We start from the raw sequence: 19,491 nt of genomic DNA on the forward strand, positions 1-19,491 counted from the left end.
TATTGGCTTTAGGGACAAAATTTAAAACGAGCTAAATAGCTCAGTAACAAAGAATTAAAGGATTAACATGACTGATAAATCATACAAAATTGCCGTACTACCTGGTGATGGCATTGGCCCAGAAGTAATGCAACAAGCGCATAAAGTGCTAGACGCGATCGAAAAGAAGCACGCGATTAGCTTTTCTCGCGAAGAGTATGATGTTGGTGGTATTGCAATTGATAACCACGGCTGTCCACTTCCAGAAGCAACAGTCACTGGCTGTGAAGAATCTGACGCAGTACTTTTTGGTTCTGTTGGCGGTCCTAAATGGGAACACCTTCCACCGAACGACCAACCAGAGCGTGGTGCCCTACTTCCTCTACGTAAACACTTCCAACTGTTCTGTAACCTACGTCCAGCTCAAATCCATAAAGGTCTAGAGTCTTTCTCTCCTTTACGTGCTGACATCTCAGGTAACGGTTTCGACATCGTGGTAGTCCGTGAGCTAACAGGCGGTATCTACTTCGGCCAACCTAAAGGCCGTGAAGGCGAAGGCGCAACTGAAAAAGCTTTTGATACAGAGGTTTACCACCGCTACGAAATCGAACGTATTGCAAAGATTGCGTTTGAATCGGCACGCCTACGTAACAAAAATGTTTACTCAATCGATAAAGCGAACGTTCTACAGAGCTCTATCCTATGGCGTGAAGTCGTTGAAGAGATCGCAAAAGATTACCCAGATGTCACGCTAAACCACATGTACATCGACAACGCGACCATGCAGTTAATCAAAGACCCGTCTCAGTTTGACGTAATGCTATGTTCAAACATCTTCGGCGACATCATCTCTGATGAGTGTGCAATGATCACAGGCTCTATGGGTATGCTTCCTTCTGCAAGTTTAAATGAAAGCAACTTCGGCCTATACGAACCAGCAGGTGGCAGCGCACCAGATATCGCAGGTAAGAACATCGCAAACCCAGTCGCGCAAATCCTTTCTGCAGCCCTAATGCTTCGTTACAGCCTAGGCGAAGAAGCGGCAGCACAAGATATTGAAACAGCGGTTTCTAAAGCACTTTCTGCAGGCGAGCTAACGGCAGACCTTGCTGGCAAAAACCAAGCGCTGACTACCTCTGAAATGGGTGACAAGATCGCTGAGTACATCTTAGCTTCATAAGCTAAAGGCTCCGATTAGAAGCAAGTACATAAGAATAATATCAAGCCAAGTCAGCGTAAACCGCATGACTTGGCTCGAAACAAACACTGGGACTGATGCTCCCAAGGAAGAAAAGCTATGTCGACAAACCAGCACGCAAAAACCTTATACGAAAAAGTTTATGACGCTCACGTTGCGGTTGCAGCGAAGGGCGAAACACCAATTCTTTATATCGATCGTCACTTAGTTCACGAAGTAACGTCACCTCAAGCATTTGATGGCTTGCGTGAGAAAGGCCGCAAAGTTCGCCAAGTTGGCAAGACTTTCGCGACCATGGATCACAACGTATCGACACAAACTAAAGACATCAACGCTTCTGGTGAGATGGCTCGTATCCAAATGGAAACGCTATCGAAGAACTGTGAAGAGTTTGGTGTCACGCTTTACGATCTAAACCACAAATACCAAGGTATTGTGCACGTAATGGGTCCTGAGCTAGGTATTACGCTACCGGGCATGACCATCGTATGTGGTGACTCGCACACGGCTACACACGGTGCATTTGGCTCACTAGCATTTGGTATCGGTACTTCAGAAGTGGAACACGTTCTAGCTACGCAAACGCTAAAACAAGCTCGCGCTAAAACCATGAAGATCGAAGTAAAAGGCAAGGTTACTCCTGGCATCACTGCAAAAGACATCGTGCTAGCGATCATCGGTAAAACAACGGCTGCTGGCGGTACTGGCTACGTAGTTGAATTCTGTGGTGAGGCAATTACCGACCTTACGATGGAAGGTCGTATGACAGTATGTAACATGGCAATCGAGCTTGGCGCTAAAGCAGGCTTAATCGCTCCAGATGCAACGACATACGAGTACATCAAAGGTCGCAAGTTCTCTCCAGAAGGCGAAGACCTAGAAGCAGCAATCGAATACTGGGATACGTTAAAAACCGATGCTGATGCAGAATTCGATGCAGTTGTTACATTAGAAGCGGCAGACATCAAACCACAAGTCACTTGGGGTACCAACCCAGGTCAGGTTATCTCAGTAGACACACCAATCCCTGCACCAGAAAGCTTCGCAGACCCTGTAGAAAAAGCATCAGCTGAAAAAGCGCTGGCTTACATGGGTCTTGAAGCCGGTAAATCTCTATCTGATTACAACGTAGATAAAGTGTTCGTGGGTTCTTGTACTAACTCTCGTATCGAAGACATGCGTGCAGCAGCAGCGGTAGCGAAAGGCCGTCAAGTAGCGAAACATGTTCAAGCGCTTATCGTTCCGGGTTCAGAGCAAGTTAAAGCACAAGCTGAGGCTGAAGGCCTAGATAAGATCTTCATCGAAGCAGGCTTTGAATGGCGTTTACCGGGTTGCTCTATGTGTCTTGCGATGAACAACGACCGTCTAGGTCCACAAGAGCGCTGTGCTTCTACATCAAACCGTAACTTTGAAGGTCGCCAAGGCCGTGATGGTCGTACGCACCTAGTTAGCCCAGCAATGGCAGCCGCAGCGGCTATCGCTGGTCACTTTGTCGATATTCGTGAACTTTAATTAGAGGATTTAACATGTCAGGTTTTCAACAACACACCGGATTAGTCGTTCCTCTAGATACGGCCAACATCGATACTGATGCGATTATTCCAAAGCAGTTTCTACAGAAAGTAAACCGCATCGGTTTTGGTAAGCACTTGTTCCACGATTGGCGCTTCCTAGACGATGCAGGCCAACAGCCAAACCCTGATTTTGTAATGAACGAAGCTCGCTACCAAGGCGCTTCAATTCTTTTAGCTCGTGAAAACTTCGGTTGTGGTTCATCTCGTGAACACGCACCGTGGGCGCTTGCCGATTACGGTATCCAAGTAATGATCGCACCAAGCTTTGCCGACATTTTCTACGGTAACTCGATCAACAACCAAATGGTGCCAGTTCGATTGACTGAGCAAGAAGTGGATGAGCTATTCCAATTCGTTGAAGCGAATGAAGGTGCAGAAATTACGGTTGATCTAGAAGCAATGAAAGTCAGCGCGAACGGCAAAGAGTACTCGTTTGAAATTGATGAGTTCCGTCGTCACTGTTTGCTGAATGGTCTAGATAACATCGGCCTAACGCTTCAACACGCAGATAAGATTTCAGAGTTTGAAGCTAAGATTCCTAGCTTTCTGAAATAGCATCACACAGTTTTGTGTACATATAAAAGGTTGGCCTAGTGCCAACCTTTTTTATTTGGCTGAGCTTTTAGCTTAACTTAATGTGCTTATTAGGCTCATCCCTTTATTTTGATCAGTTCCGCTATTTAACTGAAGAGCTATGAAAGAAAATCGTAAAGCATAAGGTCTTAATAGTCAGTCATCAGGAGAATGCCATGAAACAACTACTTTTTATTGTCAGCCTACTTTTCTCAACCTTAGCTTGGTCTGCGCCTAAATCTGATCTTTGGCCATACTGGAACCAAAGCAATGAAACCAACCAAGAACAGGTATCTCATCAAGACTGGCAGCAATTTATCGATAACTACTTAGTTAAACAAGGGCAAAACACCCTAGTTCGCTATCAAGCTGTGAGCACTGCAGATAAGACAAAGCTCAAGCAATACATCAAGAGGCTAGAGCAGTTGAATCCACTCGACTACTCAAAAGCGGAACAATATGCCTACTGGGTTAATCTATATAACGCCGTGACTGTCGATTTGATTCTTGATGCCTACCCGATCAAATCCATAACTAAACTTGGCGGACTATTTAGTTTCGGTCCGTGGGGAGATGATGTGGTAGTCGTTAATGGGAAATCACTGACACTCAATGACATTGAACACCGAATCCTAAGACCAATTTGGCAAGATCCTCGCACGCATTATGCAGTGAACTGTGCCAGCCTAGGTTGCCCTAACTTACAACCTGACGCTTTTACCTCTAAAAATACTGAAGCCTTGCTAGAGCAAGCTGCAACTGAGTTTGTAAGCAGTGACAAAGGCGTGATGGTTACAAACAATAAGCTTCAACTATCATCGATTTACGAATGGTTTGCTGTGGATTTTGGTACGAAGAAACAGCTTATTCAGCACTTAGAACAATATCGAATTGAAGCAGTAACCAATACTCAAAACATCAGTTATGAATACGATTGGTCGCTCAACCAAGCAAACTAGCTCTAAGGCTAAAGTTGATCACTAAAGTAAAAAAGAGGCGAGAGGTTTTTATTAACCTCTAGCCTCTTCTCAATTCTTTGACCGTATTTCTACAATTAAAAGCTTGAGCTCGGTTGCTGCAAGAACTCAATCTCTTCGGGAGTCGAAGCTCGCCCTAACACCTCATTACGGTGCGGATAGCGACCAAATCGCTCAATGATAACCTTGTGCTTAAACTCAAAGTCCAGATTATGCTCTAATCCCGTTTGAGAAAAGAGTTCCACGGCTTGTTCATGGACTAACAAAGATTCACTGTGCATATAAGGCATATACAGGAAGCTTTTCTGTTGCTCGTTAAGCTGGTGATCAAAACCACCCGCTACCGCCTCTTGGGCTAGAGCCAACGCCATCGGATCAGCAGAAAATGCTGTCGGACTTTTTCTACCAATATTTCGAGAAAACTGATCAAGTACGATAATCTCAGCCAATCGTCCTTGCGCAGTTTGGCGCCACTCAAATAGCTCGCCTTGAATGGCTGCTTTATGCAATTCAGAAAATCGAGACTCTATCAAAGTGTCAATCTCGGCGCCGCCAGTAAACCAATCTTTAGGCGTCAACTCATCGAACCAAAACTCTAGAACATCCTGATACGTTACCGTCATATAATTCCCTTTAATAAAAAACCGAGTAACTTTGTTATTACTCAGTTTAGTGTTCAATTACTTAAAACCTTTTACTTTCTTTATCAGGTCATAAGCATTCTGAATTTCTTGCGATTTCTCTTTCGCAACATTCATCATCTCAGGCGGTAAGCCCTTCGCCATCAGTTTATCTGGGTGATGTTCATTCATCAGCTTGCGGTAGGCTTTCTTCACCTCTTTACCGTCAGCACTTTCACTCACACCAAGAACCTTATATGCGTCGCCAAGTTGGTTCTGTTGCGAAGCCTGTTGCCAACCTGATGATTGCCCATGCCCCTGATGGCCACCAAAGCTTCCACCTTGCTGTTGGAAACGGAACGCAGCTTCTTGCATCTGCAAACGGCGTTCTAGTTGTGCTGCCGAAAACCCAAGCCCTTGCGCTATTTTATGCAGAACTTGACGTTCACTCGGGTGCAAACTTCCATCCGCAAATGCGGCAGATACCTGAAGCTCTAGAAAGAACTGCAGAAGATCAAAACGACCACCCGATGAGATTTTAACTCGCTCAAGTACGTCGTTCAGAGGGAAGTCGCTCTCTTTGCCGTCACGGAATGCATCTTGCGCTGCTTTACGCTGTTCGCCATGCAGGTTCATACGCTCCATCATGGTAGAAGCGAGTTGAATCTCTTCTGGCGTTACCTGCCCTTTCGCCTTAGCAACGTGCCCCATAACCGCAAAAGCGGATTTAAAAAACTCGTTCTGTCTTTCTGCTTGGCTTGGACCTCGACCAAAACCAGAGCTATTGAAGCCTGATTGGTTCAATCCGCGAGCTTTATCGAATTGGTGTCCTAAAAACAGACCAAAAACTAAACCGAGTGGCCCTCCAAATAAAAAGCCAAAAAACGCGCCCAAAATTTTGCCAAATATTTGCATTATGTGTTCTCTATCTATGAATTTTATCTGAGTAATGCTGTCTGATGATGCTGAATGCTATTATTTCCTTTATCATAAGGAAAATGCTTTATTAATTGGATTGATACTAGATCAACCCTTCATCTAGTGACACAGGATAGTTCAACTTCATGCAATCTTTTTCCCGCACCTTGTTAGCCGCGTCTATAAGTACGGCGTTATACGTGTCGACAACTCAAGCTGAAACAATCACCGATAGTAGTCTGCAGGAAATGCCCTCTATAGATCAATGCTTGATCGAGCCCGCTGCAGAAAACGAGACACAGCTACCCGCTCATGTTGAGTCAGATCGCTTAGAAGCTATCAATGGTGACAAGGCAATATACTCAGGTGACGTAGTCGTTACGCAAGGGAACAAGACCATCCTTGCAGATAACGTAACCCTGCACCAACAAGAAAATATCGTTGTAGCTGAAGGCAACGTAAACTTTAGTGATGGTCAAATCAAATCTATCTCAGACAGAGCGACCAATAATCTGACTACAGATGAAATGACGCTTGAGAACACCGATTACGAATTCCTTTGCGAGCCCGGTCGCGGAGATGCTGTTTATATAGCAAAAACAGGTAAAGCGGTTTATGAGATTGAAGATGGCTCCATTACCTCTTGCCCTATCGGCGATAATGCTTGGCGTCTAAGAGCATCGAGCATCAGTGTCGACCAAGACGAAGAACAAGCCACCTTTTATAATCCACGTTTTGAAATCCAAAGTGTTCCCGTCTTTTACTTACCTTACTTAACAGTACCGGTGGGTGATACACGTAAAACCGGTTTCTTGTACCCAACAGTTTCGTATGGTTCAAGCGATGGTTTTGAAGCTGAAATTCCTGTTTATTGGAACTTAGCACCAGACTACGATTTGGAAACTACCTTCAAGTACATGCAAGAGCGTGGCACTCAACTTAATAGTAAATTCCGTTACTTAAGCGATTTTGGTAAAGGCAGCATTAAATCAGAGTATTTACCAGACGATAAAAAACACCCAGAGAAAGGTGCTCGCTGGGGCGCACAATTAGAGCACTCAGGCATTTTCCAAGACTCATGGTTGTTTGAGGTTGATTACTCAAAAGTGAGTGACACAAAGTACTTCACTGAGGTGAGTTCAAGTGATATCGGTAACCGTGAAGATGGTCAGTTACTTCAAGAGGGTAAAGCAACCTATCGTTCCCAAAACTGGGATGCCTCAGTACTAGTCCGAGACTTCCAAGTTCTAACTGAAGAGGACAACCTACCTTACCGTCTAATGCCACAACTCGAGTATAACTACTATGCTCCAGAGGTAATGGATTACCTAGATTTTGACTTAATCAGTCATATATCAATGTTCGATACCGACGCATCAGGCAAACCATCAGCCACTCGTGTTCACGTTGAACCTGGTATTACAATCCCAGTAGGTAACACTTGGGGCACTTGGACAACAGAAGCTCGACTACTTGGTACTTACTATCAACAAGACCTTGATGGCGTTGATACCGGCGCAGGCTCTGATTATGAAGGCTTGGAAGAATCAGTAAGTCGAGTTATTCCAGAGTTTAGAAGCCACGCAGGTATCGTTCTTGAACGTGATACAAAAATTGTGGGCAATTACACTCAAACACTCGAACCTCAAGTTCAGTATCTTTACGTACCAGAAGAAGATCAAAGTGACATTGGTCTTTACGATACGACACTACTGCAGACCGATTACTATGGTCTATTTAGAAGCCGTAAATATAGCGGTGTTGATCGTATCGCATCTGCGAATCAAATTAGTTATGGTGCATCATCTCGTTTCTTCGATGATGAGTATAAAGAGCGTTTGAATATTTCTTTTGGTCAGATTTTTTATATCGATAAAGATACAAAACAGACTTTAGACAACGACGACTCTGATAACAAAACTAATTATTCGTCTTGGGCTATAGAAATGGACTTCAACTATGATGACTACCTGTTCTACCATGGTGGCGTGCAATACGACATCGATACCACTGCGATGCAACTTGCCAACAGCACATTAGAATATCGCTTCGCAGGCGGTTACATACAGACCAACTATCGCTATGTAACAGAAGAGTACATAAATGAAACTGTTGATTTTGACGTATCAGGAATAACTAGAGATGGTATCTCACAAGCAGGCTTACTTGGTGCTTACCAGATTTCGCGGAAGTGGAATGCCAGTGCTCAATATTTCTATGATTTAACCACACAAGAAAATCTAGAATGGTTGGCTCGCTTGAACTATAAATCGGATTGTTGGTATATCGGATTTACGTATAGTAACCAGCTGACAAATAACATTAGTGATCCAAATGTCACGCCTGAATATGAAAATAACTTTGGTGTGAATTTCGGTATTATCGGCTTTGGTACTAACTTAGGCTCTGATTCAGGCGCTGTTGGGGATAGCAGTTCTGATAACTCATTGAGCTACGGTCGCCCATTCTTCTTAAACAACTAATTTTCTTTACTGATAAGAAATCAGTAAATTTAAAGGATTACACATGACATTGTGGAAACGCACATTAATTGCTATTGCAGCGACTTGTACTTTATCAACAAGCTTTGCAGCACCGGTTGAGCTAGACAGCGTAAAAGTTATCGTTAACGAAGGCGTTATCTTACAAAGCGACATCGATGCTTCGATGAAGACACTGCGTGCCAACGCAAAAAAAAGCGGGCAAACATTGCCATCGCAAGATGTGCTCAATGAGCAAGTACTAGAAAAACTGATCATCGATACTATTCAAACTCAAGAAGCAGAACGTATCGGTGTTCGTATTGATGATGCTCGACTTGATCAAGCAATTGAAGGTATCGCTAAAGACAACAACCAAACGGTAGAACAACTTACCGCATCGGTTGCTGAAGAAGGCCTTAGCTACAATGCATTTCGAGAGCAAGTAAGAAAAGAAATTGCGGCAAGTGAGGCTCGCAATGCTCTAGTTCGCCGTCGTATTAACATCCTTCCTGCAGAGGTCGATAACCTAGCGGATATCTTAGCGCAAGAGACTAACGCAACCGTTCAATACAAGATTGGACACATTCAACTTCGCTTCAATGATGACCAAACCAAAGAAGAGCTAGAAGCCCAAGCTAAAGAACTTGTCGAAGAACTGAACTCAGGCAAAGATTTCAGCACCATGGCATATACTTACTCTAAGGGTCCTAAAGCGCTGCAAGGTGGTGATTGGGGTTGGATGCGTAAAGAAGAGATGCCAACCATTTTTGCTGACCAGATCAAAATGCAAAATAAAGGCAGCATCATCGGTCCTTTCCGTAGCGGTGTAGGTTTCCACATTCTAAAAATTGAAGATGTGAAAGGCTTAGAAACCGTAGCAGTAACGGAAGTGAATGCTCGTCATATCTTGATTAAGCCAACCGTAATCTTGAGTGACGATGGTGCGAAAGAACAACTTGAAGAGATCACGCGCCGCGTAAACACAGGTGAAGCGAGCTTTGGCGACCTTGCACAGCAATACAGCCAAGATCCAGGTTCTGCAGTACAAGATGGTGAGCTAGGCTACCAAACACCAGATTTGTATGTACCAGAATTCAAACACCAAGTAGAAACGCTACCAGAAGGCAAAATCAGTGCGCCATTCAAAACCGTACACGGTTGGCACATTGTTGAAGTACTAGACCGTCGCGAAGTCGACCGTACCGATTCAGCTTTGAAAAACAAAGCTTACCAAATTCTATTTAACCGTAAATTCAACGAAGAAGCTGGTGCTTGGCTACAAGAAGTAAGAGCAAGTGCCTTTGTTGAGATGGTTGAGGACGACCAAGATGACAACAACTAAACGTATTGTCATAACCGCAGGTGAACCAGCAGGGATAGGCCCAGATTTAACTTTGGCTCTATCTCAAGAAAGTTGGCCTCATCAACTCGTGGTTTGTGCTGATAAAACACTGCTATCCGAGCGAGCTAAAATTCTTGGTATCGAAGTCGATCTTCTGGACTACGATGCAAATGCAGCTAAGCAACCGCAACGCGCTGGCACACTGGTAGTGAAACACGTTCCACTTGCTGAAACGGCAGTTGCAGGTCAACTCAATGAGGCTAATGGTCATTACGTATTAAATACTTTAGAAACCGCAGCAATTGGCTGTATGAATGATGAATTTGATGCTATTGTCACCGGCCCCGTTCACAAGGGTGTAATTAACCGAGCTGGCGTTGCTTTTAGCGGCCATACCGAGTTCTTTGCAGAGAAGTCCAATACACCACTGGTGGTGATGATGTTGGCAACTGAAGGGCTGCGTGTTGCGCTAGTAACAACGCACATCCCACTAGCTTATGTATCTCAAGCTGTGACCGAAGACAGATTAGAGCAAATTATTGCTATTCTAAATAAAGACTTGGTTGAAAAATTTGCTATTGAGAAACCAACTATCTACGTGTGTGGCTTGAATCCACATGCTGGTGAAGATGGTTGTTTAGGGCGTGAAGAGATTGAAACTATCACCCCGACGCTAGAAAAAATTCGCCAAAAAGATGGCATCAATTTAGTTGGCCCATTGCCAGCAGACACCATCTTTAATGAAAAATATTTGCAAGATGCAGATGCTGTTTTAGGTATGTATCACGACCAAGTACTCCCGGTATTGAAATACAAAGGGTTTGGTCGCTCAGTGAACATCACGCTTGGCTTACCGTTTATTCGCACATCAGTCGACCACGGTACCGCCTTAGACTTGGCAGGGAAAGGCCAAGCCGATACAGGGAGCTTTAGAACAGCGCTCACGCACGCCATTGAATTAGTAGAGAAAAAGCAATGAGAAATGATGTCCACTTAGGGCACAAAGCGCGTAAACGTTTTGGTCAAAACTTCCTTAACGATCCATACATTATTGATGGCATCGTATCGAGTATTAACCCACTACCAGGTCAAAACTTGGTAGAGATCGGTCCTGGTCTAGGCGCAATTACTGAGCCTGTGGGTAAGCTTGTCGATAAATTTACTGTTATCGAATTGGATAGAGACCTTGCAGAACGTCTTCGTAACCATCCAGATCTTGCGGACAAGCTAACGATCCGTGAAGGCGATGCGATGAAGTTCGATTTCCAAGAACTGGTTAAGCCAAACAATAAGCTACGCATCTTTGGTAACTTGCCATATAACATCTCTACACCATTGATGTTCCACCTTTTTGAATTCCATAAAGACGTGCAAGACATGCACTTTATGCTTCAAAAAGAAGTGGTTAACCGTCTAGCTGCTGGCCCTGGCAGTAAAGCTTACGGTCGTCTTACTGTAATGGCTCAATACTACTGTAAAGTAACGCCTGTGTTAGAAGTTCCACCAACGGCCTTCGTTCCGCCACCGAAAGTAGACTCAGCAGTCGTGCGCCTACAGCCATACGAAGTGCTGCCTTATCCGGCAAAAGATCTGAAATGGCTAGATCGCGTCTGTCGTGAAGGCTTTAACCAACGTCGTAAAACAGTTCGTAACTGCTACAAGAGCTTAATCGATAAGGAAGTGCTTGAAGAGCTAGGTATCAACCCAAGCATGCGTCCTGAGAACTTAACGCTCGAGCAGTTTGTCGACATGGCAAACTGGTTGTACGACAGTCATAACGCTGACAAATAAATAAAAAAGGCTCCTACACTTCGGTTAGGAGCCTTTTTTATGTAATACTTTAATTACATTAAGTATATCAACAACAAAAGGTGCGAATATGGATATATCTACGCCTTGTATCAAATGCCAGGTTCACTCTAAGTACATAGAAGAACAATCTGAGCCAACGAAGAATCGTTATGTCTTCGCCTACATTATTACCATCAAAAATCTAAGTAAAACAACGGTGCAACTTATGTCTCGCCGCTGGTTAATTACCGACTCTAACGGCAAGCAGCTCACCATTGAGGGTGATGGTGTAGTTGGCCAACAACCCGTGATTGAAGCCAACGACGAGTACACCTACACAAGTGGTACGGTCATCGAAACCCCTGTTGGCGTTATGCAAGGTCACTATGTGATGACCGATAACAAGGGCATTGATTTTATTACCGAAGTTGACCCATTCAGACTCGCAATCCCTAATATTCTTAATTAGCCGTACATCCGTATCTATAGGAAATTATTGTGTCGAATTATATTGTCGGAGACATCCAAGGGTGCTTCGACGAACTTCAATTACTGCTTGAAAAAATTAACTTTGATAAACACCAAGATACTTTATGGGTCGCTGGAGACTTAGTTGCTCGAGGCCCTAAATCATTGGAGACGCTACGCTTTATTCGTAGCCTTGGTGACGCAGCTAAGGTTGTATTAGGCAACCACGACTTACATCTTTTGGCGGTGTCCTTAGGGCTATTTCCAGCGAAACCAAAAGATAAGACTCTAGCGATTCTTGATGCTGAAGATCGTGAACTGCTACTCGAATGGTTAAGACAACAGCCTTTGCTGCAGGAACATCCAGAGTTCGTGATGTGCCATGCGGGTATCTCGCCGCAGTGGAACCTAGAAAGAGCACGCATTGAAAATCGAGAGATCGTATCCTTGCTGAAGTCGGACAGATGGCAATGGCTAATCGAAAACATGTACAGCAACACGCCTGATTTATGGCATCAAGATTTACATGATATTGAGCGCTATCGCTATGCGATCAATAGCCTGACAAGAATGCGCTTCTGTTTTGAAGATGGCCGACTCGACATGGCATGTAAGCTACCACCGAATGAAATTACCGATGAACCATTAGTGCCGTGGTTTGACCTTCCTCAACGCATAAAGCTTGATAAAACCGTTGTTTTTGGACACTGGGCTGCGCTTGAAGGCTATAACGGAAAAGACGTAATTGGACTCGATACTGGATGCGTCTGGGGAGGTGAATTGACAATTCTTCGCTGGGAAGATAAACAGTTTTTCACTCAGAAAGCGCTATAAAGATACGAGAAACTTGCGCTACCTTGGTAGGGTAACGCAAGCATTTTTCAGAGACTAGCTATTGATAACCACAGTTAACGCTCGAGAATCACAAACTCCATGTTGTGTTTGTTTTTCTCGTCAGCTTGATAGCTCTCGTTAAAGCTCTGCTTCCAACCTTCACCCCAGTCAGGAAATTGTGTATCTCCATCGACGGCGAAATCGATGTAAGTCAGATACAACTTGTCCGCTTTAGGTAAGCAGCTCTCATAAATAGAGCCGCCACCAATGATCATCACCTCTTCAACATCACTGAGTAGCTCTAGAGCCTGTTCAATAGAAGTTACCGTCGTTACACCTTCAATCTTTAAACTCTCATCACGGCTGATTACGACATTCAACCGACCCGGCAAAGGGCGTCCAATAGAATCGTAGGTCTTACGTCCCATCACGACTGGTTTACCCATAGTCGAGCGTTTAAACCATGCAAAATCCGCAGGTAAATGCCAAGGCATCTGATTGTCTTTACCAATTATACGGTTGTTTGCCATTGCCGCTATCATGCTGATGATCATAAATCGAAAGTCCTGTCCCTAAAAAGAAAATTAACGCTAAACGATAGGTCTACGGCGATAGAATAACAGCCCTGGCACAGCTAAGCCAACCGCCAACCCTGCGATAATGAACATCGATTTTAAAAAGTTCTCCATCAACATTGCCAACAACTCAGGCGTGTAGCCTGCCCTGTTAATCTCCACCATCGCAATCATCGCCTTGAAGGCGAACACACCTGGCACCATAGGAATTAGAGCTGCAACCGTAAACACCTTCGGATGTGCTAACAGTTTATGTGACCAATGAACCCCTATCATACCAACCACGGTTGCGGCGAAGAACGTCGCCCATTCGATTGGAATACCAAAGTGCATCATCAGATACCGGCTACCATGACCGATAGAACCACCGAGTGCACAATAAATTAAAGCACGTTGCGGAACGTTAAACACCAATGCAAACCCAACCGCAGGAATAGCGGCGAAAAACATATCGTTGAGCAGACCTAAAAACAGTTCGAAAATACTCATTAGCTTGCCCACCCCCAAACATCTGATAGACTCATCGCCGCGACAATGCCCAAGCTCGTCGCCAGAGTTAATAAGCTGGCCATGGTAAAGCGCGCTAACCCCATATTAATATGGCCTTTAAGCATATCAGCGACGGAGTTAATCAGAGGAAAACCAGGTACTAACATTAATACAGATGAAGCCATCACGATCGTGGGTTGGCCGCCAATATTGTAAAGTACGGCTTGAGCTGAAATGGTCGTGGTAACGAATGCTGTGATAGCAAAGTTTAATAGCGGATTGAAATGGCGGTGCCCAATCTCTTGCCTGACGATCATACCGCAAGCTGAAGCAATAAAAGTCATCATGAAGACTTGCCAGTCTCCGCCCGCAAGGTGGCTAAAAGAGGCGCACGACAACCCTATCATCACAACCACTAACCAACGGTTGTAGCGCTCGGGGCTGATGTTTTGAATCTTTTTATACGCCAAATCATAATCGAGAATTCCCTTCTCCATCATGATGCAAATGCGTTGAATGTCGGTGATAACCTGCATGTTAATGCCACGATCAGCACAACTTCGAGTAGTGGTAATACAGTGATCATCCATTACGGTAGTTACAACAAGCGCATTGGCTGACAGTGCGACTTCAACCTCATTCACCCCACAAGCAATACCGATGCGACGCATGATATCGCCGACCAGTGTGCTCTCTGCCCCGTGCGCCAATAACATTTGTCCTGATTGAGCGACGAGTCTTGAGATCGCTCTTTGCTTTGATGCCATGATTTCCTTCCCATAGGCGTTAATTATCTAAAGATAAATTTTGCATAAAAAACAGTAAGACGTCATGATTTAGATACAAAAAAACCGCAATTTTCATTGCGGTTTAATAAAACTATCAGTGTACTTGTAAGAAGCGACCGATGCGTTATGAGAAACTAAGAGGATTAGTCACGAACATAGATAACATGGCCGTCATCCTCTTCGTCATCCCAATCGTCCCAATCGTCGTCATCTTCAGTAACGACATTCTTACCGCTCATCGCATCTTTATGGTAGTCATCCCACATAAAGTCTACTTTTTCTTCTTCTTCAACTTCTACAACTTCACGAGGTAGGTTTTCCATAAACTCACCTAGTTTGAAGCAAAGATCTTTGGTGCCGATTTTATTCACAGCAGAGATCTTGAAGTACTCGCCTTCCCAGCCCAAAGCATCGATGATTTCTTGAATCTTTTCGTCTGCTTCGTCTTCTGGCATTAGGTCAACTTTATTGAACACTAACCAGCGAGGTTTTTGTGAAACTTTTTCACTGTATTGCTCAAGCTCATCGATGATCGTTAGTGCATTCTGAATAGGATCAGATTGATCGATCGGCATAATGTCGATCATATGCAGAAGAACACGACAACGCTCAAGGTGCTTAAGGAATCGGATACCAAGGCCAGCGCCATCAGCTGCGCCTTCGATTAGTCCTGGGATATCGGCAACAACGAAGCTCTTTTCAGGGACAACACTTACCACACCCAAGCTTGGGATCAAAGTAGTGAACGGGTAATCAGCCACTTTTGGTTTCGCAGCAGATACTGAACGAATAAAAGTAGATTTACCTGCGTTTGGTAGGCCAAGCATACCAACGTCAGCTAATAGAAGAAGCTCTAAACGCAGTTCACGAACTTCGCCTTTAGTACCCATTGTCTTTTGACGAGGAGCGCGGTTAACAGACGATTTAAAACGCGTGTTACCAAGACCGTGCCAACCACCTTTACCAACCATTACTTTCTTGCCGTGTTCAGCAACTTCAGCAACGATTTCGTTGGTGTGGATATCAACTGCACGCGTACCAACTGGTACTTTCAGCGTAATGTCTTTACCACGTTTACCAGTACAGTTACCGCCGCGACCATTCTCGCCACGCTCTGCATTGTAAAAACGTTGGAAACGGTAATCGATCAGTGTGTTTAAGTTCTCATCCGCTTGGATGTAAACATCACCGCCGTCACCACCGTCACCGCCATCAGGACCACCTTTAGCGACGAATTTTTCGCGCCAAAAGCTAACTGTACCATTACCGCCATCACCGGCTTCTATTTTTACTACCGCTTCATCAACGAATTTCATTTTTTAACTCCGCACTTACGTTGCGTTACCACTCATCAAGGAGTGATATAAATTCTAGCAGATCCGTGTTTAGATCGATCACCTAAGATCTAGGCCGACCTGCAACCAAGGAACAAATAAGGAGAGGTTCTTTGCTTCTTATTTCTTAAAAACAAACGGCTTCTTAAAAACTAATCTGTTTATCAAAAAATAAAACGGCTTCTCAAAACCAAAACAAGAGCGTCTGCTTTTTTATTCTTGCTATAAATAAAAAACCCTGCCGAATCGGCAGGGCTTTTGAATTCAGCTTGAAAGCTAATAAAATAATCTAGTTAAAGATTAAATTACTCAGCTTCGATGCTTACAAACTTACGGTTTTTAGGACCTTTAACAGCAAATTTCACTTTACCTTCAGTAAGAGCGAAAAGAGTGTGGTCTTTACCGATGCCAACGTTTGTGCCAGCGTGGAACTTAGTACCACGTTGACGAACGATGATGTTACCTGCAAGAACAGATTCACCACCAAAACGCTTAACACCAAGACGTTTGCTTTCTGAATCGCGGCCGTTATTAGTAGAACCGCCAGCTTTTTTATGTGCCATTGTTAAACTCTCCTAATACTTAAGCGTTAATGCCAGTGATTTTCACTTCAGTGAACCACTGACGGTGACCAGCTTGCTTACGCGAGTGCTTACGACGACGGAACTTAACGATTTTTACTTTATCGCCACGACCGTGTTGTACTACTTCTGCAGTAACCTTGCCACCTTCAACAAGAGGTGCACCAACAGCGATTTCTTCGCCGTTAGCAACAAGAAGAACTTTATCAAATTCAACAGTTGCACCAGTTTCAACGTCTAATTTCTCTAAACGAAGTGTTTGACCTTCGCTTACTCGGTGTTGTTTGCCACCAGATTGGAAAACAGCGTACATATTTTACTCCGCTTTTTCCGCACAGCCTATGGTTGTTAATTGTACAACTCGGGTGTGCGCTAAACTAATCAATAGGGCGCAGATTCTACGGGAATCATGGCGCTATGACAAGCCATATTTTTAAAAAATTGGCGAAAACCTGTTCGCCAAAGAAAAGTGCGGCAATCATGCCCTTTAGCGATGTATTAATCAACGTTTTTTAGTGTATTATTCAACAATTAAATACAACGTATAAGCCTTACAGGGTCTAACTTCAGCCGGATGAACAATGGATTTTAAAGCTATCCAAACGCTTACTGCCAATGATATGGCAAAAGTGAATGAAACAATTCAAGCCCAACTTAATTCTGACGTAAGTTTAATCAACCAGCTTGGTTTTTATATCGTTAGCGGTGGTGGCAAACGCCTACGCCCTTTGCTTGCTCTTTTATCTGCTCGCGCACTTGGTTATCAAGGTGAAGCTCATATCACCTCTGCAGCCTTTATCGAGTTTATTCACACCGCAACCCTGCTTCACGACGATGTTGTCGATGAATCAGACATGAGACGCGGTAAAGCGACGGCCAATGCCGCTTTTGGTAATGCCGCTAGCGTTTTGGTGGGTGACTTTATCTACACACGCTCATTCCAAATGATGACAACGCTAGGATCTTTAAAGATCCTCGAGCTAATGAGTGAAGCGGTAAACGTGATTGCCGAGGGTGAAGTTCAACAATTAATGAACTGCAATAACCCAGACACCACAGAAGAAAGCTACATGCAGGTGATCTACTCTAAGACTGCTCGTTTGTTCGAAGCTGCGACCCAAATCGGTGCGATTCTTACTGAGTCATCACCAGAGATCGAAACAGCAATGCAGAACTATGGTAAATACCTAGGCACCGCTTTCCAACTGATTGACGATGTGATGGATTACACTGCAGATGGTAAAGAGATGGGTAAAAACGTTGGTGACGATCTAGCCGAAGGCAAACCAACACTGCCTCTACTTTACGCAATGCATAATGGCTCTCCTGAACAAGCAAGCATGATTCGTGAAGCGATTGAGAAAGCGAACGGCATGGAACGTCTTGACGATATTATGGCTGTAATGAAAGAGACAGGCTCTTTAGAGTACACAACAAATAAAGCCTACGAAGAGGCCGATAAAGCCATCGCTGAGCTTTCTGTACTTCCTGACTCAGAATATAAGCAAGCGCTAACCACGCTCGCACACTTAGCTGTTAAACGCAGTAAGTAAGCAGGTTAATAGACAACTCGCTTCTAGCTTCTATATAAATAACAAAAAGAGCCTCAGGGCTCTTTTTTTTGGTTTTCAACAAATATTTGTAGGTGAGCCAAATTCAATATCGACTGGCTTCTAATGATAACGGCAGTTGTGCTTCAATCTCTTCAAGCTCTTCCATTGGCACCGCGTACTGCTCATGCCCGTTGTAAGTCTCTACTAGCGCGTACTGCTCTTGCTCATCAATTACCAATACTTTTCCTAAGTGCCCCAAATATTCGACATTCATACCCTTCTGAACAGTAGCCATAACATTTACCTTCACATTAATTGTAAAGCTAAATACGAGTAGCTTGAACTTCAGGATCAAAAAAGCCGATCATAATGACCGGCCCTTATTAATTAGCTTAAGTCTGAGTTAAATAGCGTTTCGCTTATTTAGCGAATTCAACACCAATCTCGATGTCACCATTTAGCGTTTCAAGCATGCTATCTAAAGCGTTACGTTCGAAGTCACTTAGCTCACCGTAGCTAAGGATCGCTTCAGCGCCCTCTTTACCTAGTTTAACTGGCTGTGCGAAGAATGGAGCGTGCTCGCCTTCACCTTCAACGTATGCACATTCAATCACGTTTTCTTCACCTTGAAGTGCTTTAACTAGTGCAAGACCGAAACGACAAGCCGCTTGACCCATAGACAGTGTCGCACTGCCGCCGCCAGCTTTAGCTTCTACTACTTCAGTACCTGCATTTTGGATGCGAGTCGTTAGCGCTGCAATTTCTTCATCAGTGAACTCAACGCCTTCAACTTGAGAAAGTAGAGGAAGAATCGTTACGCCTGAGTGACCACCGATAACAGGAACACGGATGTCGCCTGGATCTTTGTCTTTTAGTTCAGCAACGAACGTTTCAGAACGAATCACATCAAGAGTCGTAATACCGAATAGACGACGCTTGTCGTAAACGCCCGCTTTCTTCAGTACTTCAGCCGCGATTGGCACTGTTGTGTTTACTGGGTTAGTAATGATACCAACACAAGCAGTCGGACAAGTAACTGCGATTTTCTCTGCAAGAGACTTAACAATGCCAGCGTTCACATTGAAAAGATCCGCACGATCCATACCAGGCTTACGAGCAACACCCGCTGAAATAAGTACAACATCCGCACCTTCTAGTGCTGGTGTTGGATCTTCACCCGCGTAACCTTTGATCGAAACAGGCGTTGGGATATGGCTAAGATCGGCAGCAACACCCGGTGTTACCGGAGCGATGTCGTAAAGTGCAAGATCTGAACCAGCAGGTAGGCGGTTCTTAAGTAGTAGGGCTAGGGCTTGACCGATGCCACCAGCGGCACCAATAACAGCTACTTTCATTGTTATTCTCCTTGAGAGCTTTCTCTTATAGATTCTTTGTAGGGTAATTCTTGAGCTAA

At 44.2% G+C, this 19,491-nt stretch carries 21 protein-coding genes; 11 read left to right on the forward strand and 10 right to left on the reverse strand.

Annotation, left to right across the window (positions count from 1 at the left end; genetic code table 11):
* Positions 1-67 precede the first annotated feature (67 nt).
* From leuB to AB6D06_RS09620, 4 genes are all read left to right on the forward strand, one after another.
* A complete protein-coding gene (gene leuB, locus AB6D06_RS09605; RefSeq protein WP_017098917.1) occupies positions 68-1,159 on the forward strand; it encodes a 3-isopropylmalate dehydrogenase in 1,092 nt (363 codons plus the stop codon).
* A gap of 117 nt (positions 1,160-1,276) precedes the next feature.
* Positions 1,277-2,689, forward strand: coding sequence for a 3-isopropylmalate dehydratase large subunit (leuC, locus tag AB6D06_RS09610; RefSeq protein ID WP_017062936.1), 1,413 nt, complete (start codon positions 1,277-1,279; stop codon positions 2,687-2,689).
* 14 nt (positions 2,690-2,703) lie between these two features.
* Positions 2,704-3,306, forward strand: a complete 603-nt coding sequence (gene leuD, locus AB6D06_RS09615) for a 3-isopropylmalate dehydratase small subunit (RefSeq protein WP_017062937.1) — start codon at positions 2,704-2,706, stop codon at positions 3,304-3,306.
* A gap of 194 nt (positions 3,307-3,500) precedes the next feature.
* Positions 3,501-4,283: a DUF547 domain-containing protein gene (locus tag AB6D06_RS09620; RefSeq protein ID WP_102428411.1), complete on the forward strand. Its 783-nt coding sequence runs from the start codon at positions 3,501-3,503 to the stop codon at positions 4,281-4,283.
* 95 nt (positions 4,284-4,378) lie between these two features.
* On the opposite strand, the gene AB6D06_RS09625 is transcribed toward AB6D06_RS09620, so the two are convergent.
* Together AB6D06_RS09625 and djlA are read right to left on the reverse strand one after the other, a co-directional pair.
* Positions 4,379-4,924 carry a DUF924 family protein gene (locus AB6D06_RS09625; RefSeq protein ID WP_017066942.1) on the reverse strand — a complete coding sequence of 182 codons (546 nt, stop codon included), beginning with the start codon at positions 4,922-4,924 and terminating at the stop codon, positions 4,379-4,381.
* Positions 4,925-4,981: 57 nt separating this feature from the next.
* Entirely contained in the window at positions 4,982-5,836 is an 855-nt protein-coding gene (gene djlA / locus AB6D06_RS09630; RefSeq protein ID WP_017061385.1) for a co-chaperone DjlA, read from the reverse strand.
* 149 nt (positions 5,837-5,985) lie between these two features.
* Here djlA and lptD point away from each other — a divergent pair, with 149 nt between their 5' ends.
* The 6 genes from lptD (at position 5,986) to AB6D06_RS09660 (ending at position 12,757) form a co-directional block, all read left to right on the forward strand.
* Positions 5,986-8,322, forward strand: coding sequence for an LPS assembly protein LptD (gene lptD, locus AB6D06_RS09635; protein ID WP_372110147.1), 2,337 nt, complete (start codon positions 5,986-5,988; stop codon positions 8,320-8,322).
* A 43-nt stretch (positions 8,323-8,365) separates the two neighbouring features.
* Positions 8,366-9,664, forward strand: a complete 1,299-nt coding sequence (surA, locus tag AB6D06_RS09640) for a peptidylprolyl isomerase SurA (protein WP_017062940.1) — start codon at positions 8,366-8,368, stop codon at positions 9,662-9,664.
* Positions 9,651-10,643 (forward strand): 4-hydroxythreonine-4-phosphate dehydrogenase PdxA, encoded by a 993-nt coding sequence (gene pdxA / locus AB6D06_RS09645; RefSeq protein WP_017062941.1) that lies wholly within the window; start codon positions 9,651-9,653, stop codon positions 10,641-10,643. Before surA ends, pdxA begins: the two co-directional genes overlap by 14 nt.
* The gene (gene rsmA, locus AB6D06_RS09650) at positions 10,640-11,455 is read left to right on the forward strand and encodes a 16S rRNA (adenine(1518)-N(6)/adenine(1519)-N(6))-dimethyltransferase RsmA (protein WP_017062942.1); all 816 of its coding nucleotides are present in this window, start codon (positions 10,640-10,642) and stop codon (positions 11,453-11,455) included. The genes pdxA and rsmA overlap by 4 nt, the downstream gene beginning before the upstream one ends.
* Before the next feature lie 88 nt (positions 11,456-11,543).
* Positions 11,544-11,924: a Co2+/Mg2+ efflux protein ApaG gene (gene apaG / locus AB6D06_RS09655; protein ID WP_004735899.1), complete on the forward strand. Its 381-nt coding sequence runs from the start codon at positions 11,544-11,546 to the stop codon at positions 11,922-11,924.
* Positions 11,925-11,953: 29 nt separating this feature from the next.
* Positions 11,954-12,757, forward strand: a complete 804-nt coding sequence (locus tag AB6D06_RS09660; RefSeq protein WP_371724391.1) for a symmetrical bis(5'-nucleosyl)-tetraphosphatase — start codon at positions 11,954-11,956, stop codon at positions 12,755-12,757.
* Between the two features lie 74 nt (positions 12,758-12,831).
* On the opposite strand, the gene folA is transcribed toward AB6D06_RS09660, so the two are convergent.
* The 6 genes from folA to rplU all read right to left on the reverse strand — a co-directional run bounded on the left by folA (position 12,832) and on the right by rplU (position 16,837).
* Positions 12,832-13,311 (reverse strand): type 3 dihydrofolate reductase, encoded by a 480-nt coding sequence (gene folA, locus AB6D06_RS09665; RefSeq protein WP_017062944.1) that lies wholly within the window; start codon positions 13,309-13,311, stop codon positions 12,832-12,834.
* Positions 13,312-13,347: 36 nt separating this feature from the next.
* Entirely contained in the window at positions 13,348-13,821 is a 474-nt protein-coding gene (locus tag AB6D06_RS09670; protein ID WP_017062945.1) for a threonine/serine exporter family protein, read from the reverse strand.
* Positions 13,821-14,588: a threonine/serine exporter ThrE family protein gene (locus AB6D06_RS09675; protein WP_017061378.1), complete on the reverse strand. Its 768-nt coding sequence runs from the start codon at positions 14,586-14,588 to the stop codon at positions 13,821-13,823. Before AB6D06_RS09675 ends, AB6D06_RS09670 begins: the two co-directional genes overlap by 1 nt.
* Positions 14,589-14,752: 164 nt before the next feature.
* Complete coding sequence (cgtA, locus tag AB6D06_RS09680; RefSeq protein WP_017061377.1) at positions 14,753-15,925, reverse strand: Obg family GTPase CgtA; 1,173 nt, start codon at positions 15,923-15,925, stop codon at positions 14,753-14,755.
* 323 nt (positions 15,926-16,248) lie between these two features.
* Positions 16,249-16,506, reverse strand: a complete 258-nt coding sequence (rpmA, locus tag AB6D06_RS09685; protein ID WP_004735905.1) for a 50S ribosomal protein L27 — start codon at positions 16,504-16,506, stop codon at positions 16,249-16,251.
* Positions 16,507-16,525: 19 nt separating this feature from the next.
* A complete protein-coding gene (rplU, locus tag AB6D06_RS09690) occupies positions 16,526-16,837 on the reverse strand; it encodes a 50S ribosomal protein L21 (protein WP_004740823.1) in 312 nt (103 codons plus the stop codon).
* A 268-nt stretch (positions 16,838-17,105) separates the two neighbouring features.
* Here rplU and ispB point away from each other — a divergent pair, with 268 nt between their 5' ends.
* Positions 17,106-18,077, forward strand: coding sequence for an octaprenyl diphosphate synthase (gene ispB, locus AB6D06_RS09695; RefSeq protein ID WP_017061376.1), 972 nt, complete (start codon positions 17,106-17,108; stop codon positions 18,075-18,077).
* 103 nt (positions 18,078-18,180) lie between these two features.
* On the opposite strand, the gene AB6D06_RS09700 is transcribed toward ispB, so the two are convergent.
* Together AB6D06_RS09700 and mdh are read right to left on the reverse strand one after the other, a co-directional pair.
* Positions 18,181-18,372, reverse strand: a complete 192-nt coding sequence (locus AB6D06_RS09700; protein WP_017061375.1) for a hypothetical protein — start codon at positions 18,370-18,372, stop codon at positions 18,181-18,183.
* Between the two features lie 124 nt (positions 18,373-18,496).
* A complete protein-coding gene (gene mdh / locus AB6D06_RS09705) occupies positions 18,497-19,432 on the reverse strand; it encodes a malate dehydrogenase (RefSeq protein ID WP_009847834.1) in 936 nt (311 codons plus the stop codon).
* Between the last annotated feature and the right edge of the window lie 59 nt (positions 19,433-19,491).

It is taken from the genome of Vibrio sp. 10N.239.311.G01, from assembly GCF_041465805.1.
GTDB classification, from domain to species: domain Bacteria; phylum Pseudomonadota; class Gammaproteobacteria; order Enterobacterales; family Vibrionaceae; genus Vibrio; species Vibrio crassostreae_C.